Origin of the sequence: Flavobacterium sp. AG291, from assembly GCF_003350375.1 — a bacterium.
Taxonomy (GTDB): domain Bacteria; phylum Bacteroidota; class Bacteroidia; order Flavobacteriales; family Flavobacteriaceae; genus Flavobacterium; species Flavobacterium suzhouense.
Map to the genome: position 1 here is coordinate 50,431 of NZ_QQAR01000001.1, position 15,379 is coordinate 65,809.

Genomic DNA, 15,379 nt, shown 5'->3' on the forward strand with positions numbered 1-15,379 from the left:
CGATCAAGTTCTGATTTTGTTACAAAACAAGTTAAAAATAGTTAAATTATAAAGTTGCAGACTGTTAAAAAAGCATAAGCTTAACTCTTTTAGATGATATTGCAAATTTTAATAAAAGAAATAATCCTGAATTGTAAAATTGGGACATAAATAAAAAAATCCCGGCTAAGCCGGGATTCGGTGATTTTTATTGAAATATAGTGTTATATCGAAGCCATGTCGTGCTGCATGATGTTTTCTTCAAGCGCATCCCAAAGGCCTATCCTTTTTTCAAGAGCAAGTACTGATACTTCTTCTACTTCTTTCCATTTTTGGGAATCTGTTCCACATAGCTCGGTAATCATCTGCATTGCCATCGGGCCATGCTCATCGGCATCAAGTTCTATGTGTCTTTCGAAATAATAAATAAGCTTATCCAGGTTAGTTTCCGGGAAATTCTGCTGGAAATTTTTCAGGATCTCCGTAAACATTGCCGGAATAAGATCTTCACGGCCAAAAGTAAATGCAGCAGCAATTTCATGAGGTTTACCCTGCTCAATTACCCTGAATGTAAAATCAATAAACGACTTGATGTTATCGTGAAGGGTGCTTTGCTTTATAGAAACAAATATATTTTGTGTGCTCTCAACGTTTTCAAGGAAAGCTGCTATTGTAAGTGTATCGGCGCCACATGCATTCATGGCGTCAATATACATTTCATAGTGGCTTTGTCTTTTACCGTCTATGGTCAGATCGGTCTCTTCGGCAAGAACTATTTCGTTTATAAGGTAACGTATTTCAGGATTACCTACCGGCAGCCACGGTGTAGTGGTACACGTTAGTTTAGCCTGCAATGCTTTTAGTAGCGACATAAAATCCCAAACGGCATATACATGGCCTTCAAGAAAATGTCTAAGATCTTCAATGGTTTTTACTTTTCCATACAGCGAGTGTTGCAACAGTTTTTCCTTTTGGGGTTGGATGATACTGTTAATAGTAGCGGTGTTCATAGCATTGTTTTTTACAAAATTATAAAAGCTTTGGGAGAAGCATATTCTTTTTGTATCAATTTTATCAATACAAAAATAATGCCTTATTATGCAAGCATGCTTTTTCTTATAACGCCAAATATCTGTAAATTATTGAGTTTGGTGTTTGAACTAACTTACGATTTTGCGGGCGAAAAGGTTTTCTGTTGAAAACTTTTTTCAAAAAGAACCCGGGCTGTAATTACAGTCCGGGTAGCATTATATTGAGTGGTAAGGTCTTGTCTTATTTAAAAGCAGCGTGGCCTGTAATATCCATACCTGTGATAAGCAGGTGAATATCGTGTGTACCTTCGTAAGTGATAACGCTCTCTAAGTTCATCATGTGGCGCATGATAGAGTATTCTCCTGTAATACCCATACCTCCAAGAATCTGACGAGCCTCACGTGCTATGTTTATGGCCATGTCTACGTTGTTACGCTTCGCCATAGATATTTGTGCTGATGTTGCTTTGCCTTCATTTCTAAGTACACCAAGCCTCCATGTAAGCAATTGCGCTTTGGTAATCTCAGTGATCATTTCGGCAAGTTTCTTTTGCTGAAGCTGGGTAGCAGCAATAGGTTTGTCAAACTGTACGCGCTCTTTAGCATAACGAAGCGCAGTGTCGTAACAGTCCATAGCAGCGCCAATAGCTCCCCATGCAATACCATAACGTGCAGAATCAAGACAGCCAAGTGGTGCGCCTAATCCAGATTTGTTAGGTAGCAGGTTCTCTTTAGGAACTTTTACGTTGTCAAATATAAGCTCGCCTGTAGCCGAAGCTCTTAATGACCATTTATTGTGTGTTTCAGGTGTTGTGAAACCTTCCATGCCGCGCTCTACGATAAGTCCGTGAATACGGCCTGTTTCGTCTTTAGCCCATACAACGGCGATGTCTGCAAACGGAGCGTTAGAGATCCACATTTTGGCACCATTTAAAAGATAATGGTCACCCATATCTTTAAAGTTGGTAATCATACCGCCCGGGTTAGAACCAAAATCCGGCTCTGTAAGTCCGAAACAGCCCATAAACTCACCCGAAGCAAGTTTCGGAAGGTATTTCATGCGTTGCTCTTCATTACCATATTTCCATATAGGATACATAACAAGAGACGATTGTACTGATGCGGTAGAACGAACACCGCTGTCGCCGCGCTCTATTTCCTGCATGATAAGTCCGTAAGAAATCTGGTCAAGGCCAGCGCCTCCATATTCTTCCGGGATATAAGGGCCAAAAGCACCAATTTCCGCAAGTCCGTTAATGATCTGGTTAGGGAATTCAGCTTTTTGGGCATAGTCTTCAATAATAGGGGATACCTCGCGCTTAACCCACTCGCGGGCAGCGTCACGTACCATTTTATGCTCGTCAGACAAAAGTTCGTCTAAAAGGTAGTAATCAGGAGCCTGAAATAAATCCGGTTTCATTTGCTTTAGTTTTTACAGCAGCAAATGTAAAGAAGTATTATAACAATACCGCAATAAAATGTTGTAATTTTTTAAGCTAAATCGTTTTCGGGTAAATTAAAAAAAGAAGTCTTGCAAAAGCTTTTTTTTAGTAAATTGTCACTGTTTAATACAAAACCATCCAGCTACTTATGAAAAAATTACTTTTAACTTTGGCATTACTGCTTACTGGGTTAATAACTTATTCGCAGGATAATCTGGTCGTAAGTGCGGATAATCTTGTAAATGAAGTTTTGGTGGCTAAAAATGATGGTTTTCTTTTAGGCGAGCTGGATGTTAAGTCAAAAAAGAACAGGCCTGTTGGAAAAGATGCTTACTATTTTGAAAATGTTACTCAGGGAAAAGGCTTCCTTTTAGAATCGTTTCTCTTTAAAGTAGACCATGCAAAATACAGGACAAAACTACAGGTTCATTTATATAAAAAGAAAGATTTTGTTCAGGAGGTTTATACTGATGAAGGTACTGTTTCATATCCTTCATATGTTCCGGGCGATGAAATCAAGACCCGGGATATTATAGTTTATGTTGATCCTGGTCAGAACGGACTGGTGGAAGTTGATTTGCTTCAGTATGATGTTGCGATACCTGTGGAAGGGGTTTTTGTGAGCCTTGAATTGGTAAATTATCTTGATGAAAATGGTGTTGAAATATTACGACCGAAGTTTAAAACAAATGAATTAACTACGATTGGTTTTCATCCCTCGACTACTGATAATTATTGTGGAAGAGCAGGTATATATGGTACGGATACTGAGTTTTGGATAAACAATAACAAAAGCTTAAAGACTGATTTTAAACATTCTTTCAAAAAAGAAGTTCCTCAAAAAATGCTGGTTGCACCTAATTTCGGATTGAAAATAGGAGTCAAATAATTACATCTTCAGGTAAAAATCTTTGGTAAGCGAAATATACTCATCGGTATATTTATGACGGGCTGTTTCTATAATAAGCTCGTCAGTGGTTATTTTTTTTTCTGTTCTGCTTAGAGCAATCAGGCTTCTTTTTATCTCGGTTTCAGGTGTTCCTTTTACTCTTGTAATTTTAAAGGGATAAAGTTGTTCTTCCTTTGCCAGTGCTATGAATTTCTCTTCTTCTTTAAAAGGAATAACCACAGCCAGTACGCCAATTTCTGACAATAGTATTTCAGAGGCCTGAATGAGATCTTCAAAGGGAAGTGAATTGTTATGGCGTGCCATATCGCGTTGTTCATCGCCTGAAAAATACCCATCGGTATAAAAAGGAGGATTGGAAACAATGAGGTCATATTCATCTTCCGGCTCTTCCATAAATTCATCAAGGCTGGCGTGGTAGCAAAACAATCTGTCGCCCCATGGAGAATTCTCAAAATTGTCTACTGCCTGCTCGTGCGCATCCGCGTCAATTTCAAGTCCGTCAATCTGTTCGGCATGGCAACGTTGTGCCAGCATCAGGGCAATAAGACCTGTACCGGCTCCAATATCCAGTATGCTAAAAGGGTTGTGGTCTACAGGTGTCCATGCGCCAAGCAATACGCCATCCGTACCTACTTTCATAGCGCATTTATCCTGCTGAACTGTAAATTGCTTGAATTTGAACATTTCTTAGTATTGAGATGTTAGATTTGAGATAATAGAGAACGGAAAAAGATAAAAAAATACATGAGAGGACAGCCAGCAACTGACAACCGTCAACCAACAACTAAAACTAACTGTTAAGGTAAAGGTCAACCAATCCTTCAGGAGTGTTCAGGATTACTTTTTTGTTTTCGCGGTCTATTTTCACGATAAAATCATCAATCATAGGGACAAGTATCTCTATTTCTCCCTTTTTGATCTCAAAAAGGGCCTGTGCTGAATTGTCGTTTACGCCAACAATTTCTCCGATATTGCCAAGACGCTCGTCTTCGGCCTGAAAGCCTATGATTTCATGGAAATAAAAACGGTTGCCATCCAGTTTTGGAAGGGCAGAAAGTGGAAGATAAACAGCTTTTCCCATAATGCCGTCGGCATCGTCTTCGTTGTCGATGTCTTCAAAACGTGTTCTTAGGAAATCGCCTTTGTGTAGGGAAGAGGTGACAATAAAAAATGGAACCAGGTGTTTGTTTATTTCAACAAACACTGATTCCATGTTTTCATACAACTCAGGCTCGTCAGTATCTAACCAGATAAGGACTTCACCTTTGTAGCTAAATTTTTTAGCGATTTTACCTAAGTAGAAACAATCTTCTTTACGCATGTATCGCTAAGGAATAATTAAGCTTGAGTTTCTTCGTTGTTTTCTTCTGTAGCTTCAACGTCAGCAACTTCTTCGTTACCTTCAGCAGTAGCTTCTTCTGCAGATGCAGCAGCAGCGGCATCAGCCTCAGCTTGCTTAGCAGCAGCGATACGATCTTCGTTAACTTTTTTCTCAGCAGCAAGTGCAGCAGCTTTCGCGTCTTCTTTAGCTGTAGAAAGACCAGCTTTCTTAGCATCAACTTTCCCTGCTTTTTCTTCTAACCATTTAGCTAGTTTAGCGTCAGCCTGCTCTTGTGTAAGCGCACCTTTACGTACACCTCCGTCTAGGTGGTGTTTAAGTAAAGCACCTTTGTAAGAAAGGATTGCTCTTGCAGTGTCAGTTGGCTGAGCACCATTATGTAACCACTGTACAGCGCTATCAAGGTTGATGTCGATAGTTGCAGGGTTAGTGTTTGGATTGTAAGTTCCTATTTTCTCAAGGAATTTACCATCTCTTTTTGAGCGGCTATCCGCTGCTACTACCCAGTAAAAAGGTTTTCCTTTTTTACCGTGTCTTTGTAATCTGATTTTTACAGGCATAATCTATTTGATTAAAGTGAGGTACCCGACCTCGTTAAAATTAGGGTGCAAATATATAAAAACTTTACTATACCAATGGCTTAAAACGTATATTTTATGATTTATTATCCTGCTGTTAATTGAAATTTTATATTTTTATTGTGATTTATTTCATTTTGATTAGGATATATTCCATAAAAAACTATTTTTGTCCTTGTAAAATTTGAACTACTCCTTTCTAACTATCGAATAATGAAAAAATTTTTATCACTTTTAGTATTAGTGACTGCCCTGGTGTCGTGTGAAGAAGATATCAAATTCAACAATCCTGCAGTACAGGGTGTGAAAGATAATGAGCTTTGGAAAGCAACAACCTATGATGCTAAAAAAACAGGTAATACTATTATTATAAATGCTCATAGAGGAGGTGATTTTGAAACTTTGACGTTGACGCTTACTGCAGCTGCTCCTGGTTCAGTACATAATTTAGGGTTAGATAATCTTAATACTGCCGGTTACAGCTATAATATAGATGGTATTTCTGAGACCTTTACTACGGGTGCAGGAGTAGGGAATGGTCGTGTTACTATTATGGGTGAAGATGATAATAACATCAACGGAACAGGAGGAAAAGGATTTATATCGGGTAGTTTTTATTTTAATGCTTACACTTCAGACGAATCTAATGTTGTAAACTTTCAGCAGGGAGTATTCTACAGAGTACCGCTTACTGTTGAGCCATAATAAAGATAAGATTAAAAATATTTGAACCGCCTTAGGGCGGTTTTTTTATGTTCCTTAAAAGTAAAGTCTTTCTTAAAGTTTTATTAAAAAAAAATAATAAGTTGTTTTATAAGTAAATAAGTTTACATTTGTAAGGAGTATAAACACCGAACAAATTTTTTTTTATGAACATATTCGTAGGTAGCCTTCCATTTAGTTTAGAGGAGGCAGATTTAAGAGAGTCTTTTGAGGCTTATGGCGCTGTAGAGTCAGTAAAGATTATTACAGATAAATTTACAGGCAGAAGTAAAGGTTTTGGCTTCGTTGAGATGTCAAACGATGATGAGGCTCAAAAAGCGATCGATGAGCTTAATGGTGCTACTGTGTCAGGCAGAACTATTGTTGTAAACAAGTCTGAACCAAGACCGGAAGGCGAGAGAAAAAGCTTTAACAACAACCGTGGTGGTTTCAACAGAGACAACAACCGTGGTGGAGGCTTTAACAGAGACAACAACCGTGGCGGTGGTGATTACAACCGCGGAGGTCGTTACTAAGAAAAGAGATATTTACAGTTTTAAGTACAGTATATATTTTATCCCGGCTCACGAGCCGGGATTTTTTTTGCTCAAACGGTATAGTTTATATTATGTCTTTTTTTAATAAAAAGTTGTCTTTTTGTTGTTTGCAGACTAACTAAGAATTGCCTGAAATTTGCATCATATTTAATATATGATTTTATGTGTCTGCATAAATTGCTAAACCTTGGTAGGTTTACCGGTGCTATGATGGTGGTGTCTGTAAGTGCTGTTGCTCAGGAACATCCTGTTTATTTGCTGAATCTTGATGATGCGCTTCGCCTTGCTGAAAAGAATAATGCAAAAATTATCAGGTCCGGAATCGAGAGTGAAATCGGTGAGGAGATGGTAAAAGAAACCAAAGAGCAGCGATTACCTGAAATCGATTTTAACTCCTCTTATGCCAGAGTTAGCAATATAACCGAATTTACCCGCGGTAATTTTGGAAACAGTAAAATTACCCCTATTATTCCTCAGATGTATGGCAGTGGCCTAACCGGTAGTGTTCCTTTGTATAAAGGAGGGGCTATTAATGCTGCTGTGCGTAAATCTGAAATTGAAAACAAAATGACACAGCTTAATTATCAAAAGACTATTAAGGATGTTCATCTTGAAGTTGCCTCGTTATATCTTGGAGTATATAAGCTGATGGAGACCAAAAAGCTTATCGCTGAAAATATTGAAGAGGAAAAAAAGAGGGTTAAAGAAGTTCAGTCACTATACAGAAACGGTGTTGTCACTAAAAATGAAATACTAAGGGCAGAACTTCAGATTGCCGAGCGCGAACAGGCTTTACTTGCTAATAAAAAGGAAACTGATATTATGTTGCACGAAATCAGGCTGATGCTTCAGCTTCCTGAAGAGGTGCATGTAGAAGTAGATACTACCCGCCTTTTAAGCAGGCTGATGTATAAAGAAAGAGATTATCAGGGTATTGCTGCTACAGGTAATGAAGAGCTTCTGCTTTCAAGGCAGGGCGAACAACTGCAGCATCTTAATGTAAGGGTCGCCCGGTCGGGATATTATCCGCAAATAAGATTATTTGGTAGTTACGCCTATAAATATCCTAACTATATGTTTTTTCCACCCGATCCTTATCCTTACACCTTTGGTCAGGTGGGTATAGATGCTGTGTTTAGTATTTCAGGACTTTATAAGAACAGGACAAAAGTTGCTACTGCTAAAAAAAGAGAAGAGGCAGCGAGGTCTGAAGTTCAGGTAAAAGAGAATGAAATAGAGGAAAAAGTATTTCGCAATTATACCCAGTACAATGAGTTGCTTGACAGGTTTTCTGTTGCAGATAAAGCCGAGGAACTTGCTGCTGAAAATTACAGGCTTGTAAGGTTGCAATACCTGAACCAACTTTCCCTTGTAACCGAAATGATAGATGCTGATAATGCGCTGCTTGAAGCACGCTATAATAAAGTGGCGCTTCGTATTGATGCTGCCATGAAATATTATGAGTTGCTGCATGCTTCGGGAATTTCTTTAACGCTTAATAACAACAATTAATAATCTGAAAAATGAGTAAAAAGGTTAAAGGTTATTTTCATAATCTTGTTACTGTTGCGGCATCGCTTTTGGTTGTAGCAGCCCTTTTAGTGGTGGCTTGGTTCTTTGTTTTTCATGAAAGCCATGAAGAAACCAATGATGCCCAGGTAGAACAATATGTGACTCCTGTAATGGCCAGAATTACCGGATATGTGCAGGAGGTTCGCTATGAAGAAAATCAGTTTGTACGCAAGGGCGATACACTTATTGTGATTGACAGAAGGGAGTATGGTGCATATCACGATCAGGCGCTGGCCGATGAATTCACAGCGCAAAATACTGTTGGGAGTACCAAAAATGCTGCTGTAACGACAGAAAGCATGAAGGAGGTTGAGGAAGCTAAGCTGCCCGGAGCGAAAGCCGATTTATTAAAAGCCCGACTTGAGTTTGAGAGATACTCGGCTTTGTATAAAGAGGAGGCTGCTACATTGCAGCAGCTCGAGCGTGTAAAGGCTGATTATGATGAGGCGAAGTCACATTATGATGAGTTGAAAAAAGCTGTGCAGTCTGCGAAACTGGCTGAAAAAGAAGCCTATTCAAAACTTCCGGTAATGCAGGCGCAGCTACAGGCCCGAAAGGCGGCAACTGAAAAATCTTCACTTTTCCTGTCATATACAGTAATTACAGCTCCTTATGATGGTTATGTGGGTAAAAGGGTAATCCAGCCGGGGCAGATGGTTAAGGAAGGGCAAACGCTGGTTTCGGTAGTTAGCAAAGAAAAATGGGTGATAGCTAATTTTAAGGAGACACAGATTGAATACCTGAAAGTAGGACAGGAGGTTGAACTTGACGTGGATGCTTTTCATGATAAAGTGTTTAAAGGAGTGATTCAGTCGTTGTCGCCGGCAAGTGGTGCCCGCTTTTCGCTATTGCCTCCGGATAATGCTACCGGTAACTTTGTGAAAATAGAACAGCGTATTCCGGTTAAGATAAAGCTTGTGGATTCTGAAAATGAATTGTCGCTACTAAGAGCGGGTATGAGTGTAATGGTTACTGCTGAACATCAGAACTGATGATAAAAGATAATGCCAGGATATTCAAATCCTGGGTGCCGGGCTGGCTTATAGTGTTTGTATTGGTGTTTTGTATGCTGCATTCCATGGTGTTGTTAGGGGTGTATACTTCAAACATAACCTATTCGGCAAGTTTTCTGGATATAGAACCAGAGGATCTTCAGTTTTCGCTGTGCGTAACTTACGGGACTTTTCTTGCCACATTATTGGTGGAAAGCAGGCTGTTTAAATATTTTCCGACCAAAAGCTATTTTCTGGTTATTTACAGTCTTGCTTCGTTGGTATTTGTATTTTCGGGTTATACTGAGAATTACATTCTTTTTCTTGTGCTCAGGATGGTTGAAGGTGTGCTTATGGCGTTGCCGTGGCTACCTATGAGGCAATTGCTTTTTACACGATTTACATCGCGGAATGCTACTATAGTTGTTTTTTCGCTCAATTATGCAGCATTATTATTGGCTTCTCCATTTATTATGAACATAGCGGTATGGCTGCTTGATAATTATGACTGGAAATATATGGTGTATGGATCGGCAGTGTTTCAGTTATTATGCGTAGGGTTGATACTTGTGACTTTTACCAACAACCGCTTTCATAGAAAGTTACCACTGTATCAGATAGACTGGGTCAGTTTTGTTTTGGTGCTGATTGCGATTTTGAGTGGAACTTTTGTGTTTATCTATGGAGAAAAGAAATACTGGTTCGATTCCGGACAGGTAGATGCGGCTTTGGTGTTTTGCTTATTGAGTACAGCGTTGTTTGTTATGAGGCAACTGTGGGCAAAAAGACCTGTGTTTGACTTTAAGGTCTTTAGCTATGCAAACCTCAGAATAGGTTTTCTGCTTTTTATATTCTTCTATATTTCCCGTGCCACATTGAATATCTGTCACAGTACTATGCTTACTGTGTGGAACTGGGAGCCTGCCAGGGTTGCAGGTGTTCAGTATTTTAATGTATTAGGCAATGGTATAGGGATGGTTTTGGCGGGACTGTTTTTAATGAAAAAGGTACCTCACCGTTATATTTTTTCAATGGGATTTGCGCTAATGGCAGTCTATCATATATGGTTCACTTTTTTATTTGTGCCGGATGTTGCTCTTTCGGATATTGTGGTTCCGTATGTAATGCAGGGAATTAGTGTCGGGGTGCTGTTTGTGCCTATGGTACTTTTTACGGTTTCGTCGGTGCCGGCAGAGTTGGCTCCTTATTCCGGTACTACTGGTGTTGCCGGACGTTTTTGGGGTAGTACGATTGGCTTTTGTATTATGCAGAATGCACAGGTGTATTTAATGCGCTTTCATGTTTTTCAGCTAAATCGTAATGTATTGCCGGAGACAGCACAGGCTCAGGAGCGGATTAGCCAGCTAACAGCAAATTTTGCTGCCAAAGGATATGCTCAGGATGATGCCTATAGACTTGCTATAAAAAGCATTACAGCTGCTGTTAGCAAACAATCGCTTCTGTTGGCTAATATGGAAATATTTACGGTTATAGGCTATGCGTTAATCGCTGTTTCTGTTTTATTGCTATGCAACAGGCATTTGCGCATGACTGTAGATATCTTTAAAAATAAGGTGTGGGGCAGTTAATAACCGTTTGTTGAAAACATAATGCGGTGTAGCTTGTTCAGTGTTTGTAGTTGAGCGTTAAAAATCATAATTTTGGAAATCGGCGTTAATATGCTGTGTGATTTTCTAACCTTCAAATCCTAAACCGGTTATGTACCTGATTTTTGACACCGAAACCACCGGATTACCCAAACGATGGGATGCTCCCATTAGCGATACCGACAACTGGCCGCGCTGTATTCAGATAGCATGGCAGCTGCATGATGAAATGGGACAGCTTATAGAGCATCAGGATTATATGGTAAGGCCCGATGGCTTTAATATTCCCTATGATGCAGAGCGTATCCACGGTATTTCTACCGAATTGGCTACCGAGCAGGGGATAAGCCTTGCTGAAGTATTGGAAAAATTCAATATAGCGCTTTCCAAATCGAAATTCATAGTTGGTCAGAATGTTGGCTTTGACGTGAATATTATGGGCTCGGAATTTTACCGAATGGGTGTAGAGAATAGTATGGCATCGATGAAAGTACTCGATACCTGTACCGAAGTTACTGCTGAACTGCTAAGGCTTCCCGGAGGTCGTGGTGGTAAATTTAAGTTGCCTACACTAACCGAGTTACACGAATATCTCTTTGGTGAGCCGTTTGCGGAAGCACACAACGCCACTGCCGACGTTGAAGCAACTACCCGTTGTTTCCTTGAGCTTGTAAAACGCCAGATATTCACTAAAGAAGAGCTTGATGTTCCTGCTTCTTATTTTGGTGAATTTACCGCTAAGAATCCTCAGCCGATACAACTTATCGGTTTAAAACATATCAACCTTAAAAAAGCTTCTGATGAGGTACGCCAGCGCCTTGAGAAACTAAGGTCTGCAGAAAATGTTGAGGTTCATACATCAGGTGAAACCCATGATATTGCAGATGTCGATTTTGTTCACCTGCACAACCATACGCAGTTTTCGGTACTACAGTCTACCATAGCGGTTCCCGATCTGGTTAAGGCTGCTGCCAAATATAAAATGCCTGCCGTTGCCATGACCGATCACGGTAATATGATGGGGGCATTTCACTTTGTGAGTAATGTGCTGAATCACAATAAAGCTGCTGAAGCTAAAAACAAGGCTGCGGTGGAAAATGGCGAAGAACCAACCGAGGTGTTAATGAAACCCATTGTTGGGGTTGAGTTCTTTGTTTGTGAAGACCATAAAGATAAAACCCGTAAAGACAACGGTTATCAGGTTGTTTTGATGGCTAAAAATAAGAAAGGCTACCATAACCTGGCAAAAATGTCGTCTATTGCCTTTACTGCAGGATTTTACTATGTGCCAAGGATCGATAAAAAAGTTATTGAGCAGTATAAAGAAGATATCATTGTACTCTCGGGTAACTTGTATGGTGAGATTCCTAACAAGGTACTAAACATTGGTGAAAATCAGGCTGAAGAAGCATTGCTGTGGTGGAAAGAAATGTTTGGCGACGACTTCTATATGGAGCTGATGCGCCACGGACAGGAAGATGAGAACCGCGTGAATCAGTCGCTGATAAGCCTAGCCAGAAAACACAACGTTAAGCTGGTTGCTACCAATAATACTTACTATGTAAATAAAGAAGACTCGCATGCGCACGATATTTTGTTGTGTGTAAAAGACGGGGAAAAACAGGCAACGCCTATTGGCCGTGGCCGTGGATTCCGTTATGGTCTTCCTAATAGCGAATACTATTTCAAGTCGGGCGATGAGATGAAGCAGCTCTTTAAAGACCTGCCGGAAGCCATTGCCAATATTCAGGAAATAGTTGATAAAATTGAAATTTACTCCCTGTACAGGGATGTACTCCTTCCAAAGTTTGATATTCCGGAAGAATTCCTTGTTGCGGAGGATAATGAAGATGGAGGAAAGCGAGGTGAGAATAAATATTTACGACATCTTACATATAAGGGGGCAGAAAAAAGATATGCCGAAATAACAGACGATATCCGTGAACGTCTGGATTTCGAGCTTAAGACGATTGAGAATAGTGGATATCCGGGTTATTTCCTTATTGTACAGGATTTCATTGCCGAAGCCCGAAATATGGGAGTATCGGTAGGGCCGGGAAGGGGATCGGCAGCGGGTAGTGCGGTAGCCTATTGTTTAGGGATTACCAATATTGACCCAATTAAATATGACCTCCTTTTTGAGCGTTTCCTGAATCCTGACCGTGTATCCATGCCCGATATTGATATCGACTTTGATGATGAGGGTCGTGGCCGGGTAATGGATTATGTAATCAATAAATATGGAGCCAGTCAGGTAGCACAGATTATTACTTATGGTACCATGGCGGCAAAATCGTCTATCCGGGATACTGCAAGGGTACTTGACCTTCCGCTATTTGAAGCTGATAAGATAGCCAAGCTTATCCCGAACCTTAAGCTTGCAAAAATATTCTCTCTTGACGCCAATGCGCTTAAAGGTGCGCTGCGTGCCGAGGAATATGAAAAAGTTGTGGAGCTTATTGCCATGGCTGATGGTGGCGACCTTACCGGTGAGACCATACAGCAGGCAAAAGTGCTTGAGGGATCGCTGCGTAATACCGGTATTCATGCCTGTGGGGTGATTATTACGCCTGATGATATTACCAATTTCGTTCCGGTTTCAGTAGCGAAAGACTCCGACCTGTATGTTACCCAGTTTGATAACTCGGTGGTAGAAAGTGCCGGACTGCTAAAGATGGACTTCCTGGGGCTGAAGACCCTTACGCTGATTAAGGATACCGTTAAACTGGTAAAATACAAGCACGGCATTGAGCTTGATCCTGAATCGTTTCCTATAGATGATGTAAAGACTTATGAACTGTTTCAACGCGGTGAGACCGTAGGGGTGTTCCAGTACGAGTCGCCCGGGATGCAGAAATACATGAAGGATCTGAAACCTACTGTATTTGCCGACCTTATTGCCATGAATGCCTTGTACCGTCCGGGACCTCTGGAGTATATTCCGAGTTTCGTTAGAAGGAAAAACGGAGAGGAAGAAATAAAATATGACCTTGATGCCTGTGAAGAGTACCTGAAAGAAACTTATGGTATTACGGTATACCAGGAGCAGGTGATGCTACTGTCGCAAAAGCTGGCCGGCTTTACTAAAGGTGAGGCCGACGTACTGCGTAAAGCGATGGGTAAAAAGCAAAAGGACGTACTGGATAAAATGAAACCTAAGTTCGTTGCGCAGGCTGCCGAAAAAGGGCACGATGCCACCGTACTTGAAAAAATATGGAAAGACTGGGAGGCATTTGCGAGTTATGCCTTCAATAAGTCGCACTCTACCTGTTATGCCTGGGTAGCCTATCAAACAGCCTACCTTAAAGCGCACTATCCGGCAGAATATATGGCGGCAGTACTTTCTAACAACATGAACGATATTAAACAGGTTACCTTCTTTATGGAAGAATGTAAGCGAATGGGCTTACAGGTACTAGGGCCTGATGTAAATGAATCATATTATAAATTTACCGTAAATGATAGTGGAGCTGTACGTTTTGGTATGGGGGCTATTAAAGGTGTTGGAGCTGGTGCGGTAGATACTATTGTAGAGAACCGAAAAGGCGGAGCCTATAAATCGATATTTGATTTGGCTAAACGTATTGATCTTCGAGCAGCCAATAAAAAAGCTTTTGAGAATCTTGCGCTTGCAGGAGGTTTTGATTGTTTCAACACCACACACAGGGCACAGTATTTTCATATGGATGCCAGTGAGAATATCTCATTTCTGGAAAAGGCAATGCGTTACGGTTCGAAATTCCAGGAGAATGAAAACTCGTCGCAGGTGAGTCTTTTTGGGGAGGCTAGTGAGGTGCAGATACCTGAACCTGTAGTGCCACCATGCGAAGAATGGAGCACTATGGAAAAGCTTGCTAAAGAAAAGGAAGTTGTGGGTATTTATATCTCAGGACATCCGCTGGATGACTATAAGTTTGAGATGAAATATTTCTGTAATTCCAAACTGGAAGCATTAAAGAATCTGGAGCAGCATGTTACCAAGAACCTGAGTTTTGGAGGAATTATTTCTAACGTACAGCACAGGGTTGCCAAAAACGGTAAAGGCTGGGCATCGTTTGTTCTGGAGGGCTATGATGAGAGTTACGAATTCAGGATATATGGAGAGGAATACTTAAAATTCAGGCATTTCCTGATAGGGAATAACTTTACCTTTATGAAAGTGCTTGTTAAAGAGGGCTGGACCAATGCTGAAGGTAAAAAAGGTGAGCCAAGACTTCAGTTTATAGCTATTCAATACCTGCAGGATGTATTGACAACATTTGCAAAGAAGCTTGTTATCATGTTTAATATTGCTGAATTGCAGGAACAACTGATTGCTACACTTAATGAGCTGTTTAGAGTTAACTCCGGTGATAACTCAGTTACTTTTGAAGTGATGGAACTGAAAAAAGTGCTTAAAAAAGTAGAGATAAACAATGCAGCACCAGTTAAGGAAGTGCAGGAAGAAGGCGATGAGCTGGATGCAGAGGTGTCAGAGCCTGTAATGGCTGATGTTGAGGATATTCAGGTAGTAACTAAACTGAGTATGCCAAGCAGAAAACTTAAAGTTAAGATTAGTAATGAGTTATTGCACGAATTAGAAAAGCTTCAAGTAAATTTTAAACTGAATTAAATTTGCTAATAAGCTGAATCTATGCATAGATAGGTAAAACTAATATATGTTTAACAGA

At 40.3% G+C, this 15,379-nt stretch carries 12 protein-coding genes; 7 read left to right on the plus strand and 5 right to left on the minus strand.

Going from position 1 to position 15,379, the window contains the following annotated elements:
* Positions 1–203: 203 nt before the first annotated feature.
* Together DEU42_RS00250 and DEU42_RS00255 are read right to left on the minus strand one after the other, a co-directional pair.
* A complete protein-coding gene (locus DEU42_RS00250; protein WP_114756275.1) occupies positions 204–989 on the minus strand; it encodes a DUF3050 domain-containing protein in 786 nt (261 codons plus the stop codon).
* A 262-nt stretch (positions 990–1,251) separates the two neighbouring features.
* Positions 1,252–2,430: an acyl-CoA dehydrogenase family protein gene (locus DEU42_RS00255; protein WP_114756276.1), complete on the minus strand. Its 1,179-nt coding sequence runs from the start codon at positions 2,428–2,430 to the stop codon at positions 1,252–1,254.
* A 170-nt stretch (positions 2,431–2,600) separates the two neighbouring features.
* On the opposite strand from DEU42_RS00255, the gene DEU42_RS00260 reads away from it, so the two are divergent.
* Positions 2,601–3,341 carry a hypothetical protein gene (locus DEU42_RS00260; RefSeq protein ID WP_114756277.1) on the plus strand — a complete coding sequence of 247 codons (741 nt, stop codon included), beginning with the start codon at positions 2,601–2,603 and terminating at the stop codon, positions 3,339–3,341.
* Here DEU42_RS00260 and DEU42_RS00265 read toward each other — a convergent pair whose 3' ends face one another.
* The 3 genes from DEU42_RS00265 to DEU42_RS00275 form a co-directional block, all read right to left on the minus strand.
* Entirely contained in the window at positions 3,342–4,046 is a 705-nt protein-coding gene (locus tag DEU42_RS00265; RefSeq protein ID WP_114756278.1) for a tRNA1(Val) (adenine(37)-N6)-methyltransferase, read from the minus strand.
* A 106-nt stretch (positions 4,047–4,152) separates the two neighbouring features.
* Positions 4,153–4,683 carry a ribosome maturation factor RimM gene (rimM, locus tag DEU42_RS00270; RefSeq protein ID WP_114756279.1) on the minus strand — a complete coding sequence of 177 codons (531 nt, stop codon included), beginning with the start codon at positions 4,681–4,683 and terminating at the stop codon, positions 4,153–4,155.
* 17 nt (positions 4,684–4,700) lie between these two features.
* A complete protein-coding gene (locus DEU42_RS00275; protein WP_114756280.1) occupies positions 4,701–5,261 on the minus strand; it encodes a 30S ribosomal protein S16 in 561 nt (186 codons plus the stop codon).
* A gap of 231 nt (positions 5,262–5,492) precedes the next feature.
* Between DEU42_RS00275 and DEU42_RS00280 the strand changes: the two genes are divergently transcribed.
* The 6 genes from DEU42_RS00280 to dnaE all read left to right on the plus strand — a co-directional run bounded on the left by DEU42_RS00280 (position 5,493) and on the right by dnaE (position 15,321).
* The gene (locus tag DEU42_RS00280; RefSeq protein WP_114756281.1) at positions 5,493–5,984 is read left to right on the plus strand and encodes a DUF6252 family protein; all 492 of its coding nucleotides are present in this window, start codon (positions 5,493–5,495) and stop codon (positions 5,982–5,984) included.
* Between the two features lie 164 nt (positions 5,985–6,148).
* Positions 6,149–6,517 carry an RNA recognition motif domain-containing protein gene (locus DEU42_RS00285; RefSeq protein ID WP_114756282.1) on the plus strand — a complete coding sequence of 123 codons (369 nt, stop codon included), beginning with the start codon at positions 6,149–6,151 and terminating at the stop codon, positions 6,515–6,517.
* Positions 6,518–6,700: 183 nt separating this feature from the next.
* Entirely contained in the window at positions 6,701–8,050 is a 1,350-nt protein-coding gene (locus DEU42_RS00290) for a TolC family protein (protein WP_114756283.1), read from the plus strand.
* Between the two features lie 11 nt (positions 8,051–8,061).
* A complete protein-coding gene (locus DEU42_RS00295; RefSeq protein ID WP_114756284.1) occupies positions 8,062–9,102 on the plus strand; it encodes an HlyD family secretion protein in 1,041 nt (346 codons plus the stop codon).
* On the plus strand, positions 9,102–10,691 hold the full coding sequence (locus DEU42_RS00300; protein WP_114756285.1) for an MFS transporter: 1,590 nt from the start codon (positions 9,102–9,104) through the stop codon (positions 10,689–10,691). Before DEU42_RS00295 ends, DEU42_RS00300 begins: the two co-directional genes overlap by 1 nt.
* A 130-nt stretch (positions 10,692–10,821) precedes the next feature.
* A complete protein-coding gene (dnaE, locus tag DEU42_RS00305; RefSeq protein ID WP_114756286.1) occupies positions 10,822–15,321 on the plus strand; it encodes a DNA polymerase III subunit alpha in 4,500 nt (1,499 codons plus the stop codon).
* Positions 15,322–15,379 lie beyond the last annotated feature (58 nt).

Bases quoted from the DNA above. Each gene is read 5' to 3' on its own strand.
- DEU42_RS00280 (WP_114756281.1), top strand. From the start codon at position 5,493: ATGAAAAAATTTTTATCACTTTTAGTATTAGTGACTGCCCTGGTGTCG.
- DEU42_RS00260 (WP_114756277.1), top strand. From the start codon at position 2,601: ATGAAAAAATTACTTTTAACTTTGGCATTACTGCTTACTGGGTTAATA.
- DEU42_RS00255 (WP_114756276.1), bottom strand. From the start codon at position 2,430: ATGAAACCGGATTTATTTCAGGCTCCTGATTACTACCTTTTAGACGAA.
- DEU42_RS00295 (WP_114756284.1), top strand. From the start codon at position 8,062: ATGAGTAAAAAGGTTAAAGGTTATTTTCATAATCTTGTTACTGTTGCG.
- DEU42_RS00265 (WP_114756278.1), bottom strand. From the start codon at position 4,046: ATGTTCAAATTCAAGCAATTTACAGTTCAGCAGGATAAATGCGCTATG.
- DEU42_RS00290 (WP_114756283.1), top strand. From the start codon at position 6,701: ATGTGTCTGCATAAATTGCTAAACCTTGGTAGGTTTACCGGTGCTATG.
- rimM (WP_114756279.1), bottom strand. From the start codon at position 4,683: ATGCGTAAAGAAGATTGTTTCTACTTAGGTAAAATCGCTAAAAAATTT.
- DEU42_RS00275 (WP_114756280.1), bottom strand. From the start codon at position 5,261: ATGCCTGTAAAAATCAGATTACAAAGACACGGTAAAAAAGGAAAACCT.
- DEU42_RS00300 (WP_114756285.1), top strand. From the start codon at position 9,102: ATGATAAAAGATAATGCCAGGATATTCAAATCCTGGGTGCCGGGCTGG.
- DEU42_RS00250 (WP_114756275.1), bottom strand. From the start codon at position 989: ATGAACACCGCTACTATTAACAGTATCATCCAACCCCAAAAGGAAAAA.
- DEU42_RS00285 (WP_114756282.1), top strand. From the start codon at position 6,149: ATGAACATATTCGTAGGTAGCCTTCCATTTAGTTTAGAGGAGGCAGAT.
- dnaE (WP_114756286.1), top strand. From the start codon at position 10,822: ATGTACCTGATTTTTGACACCGAAACCACCGGATTACCCAAACGATGG.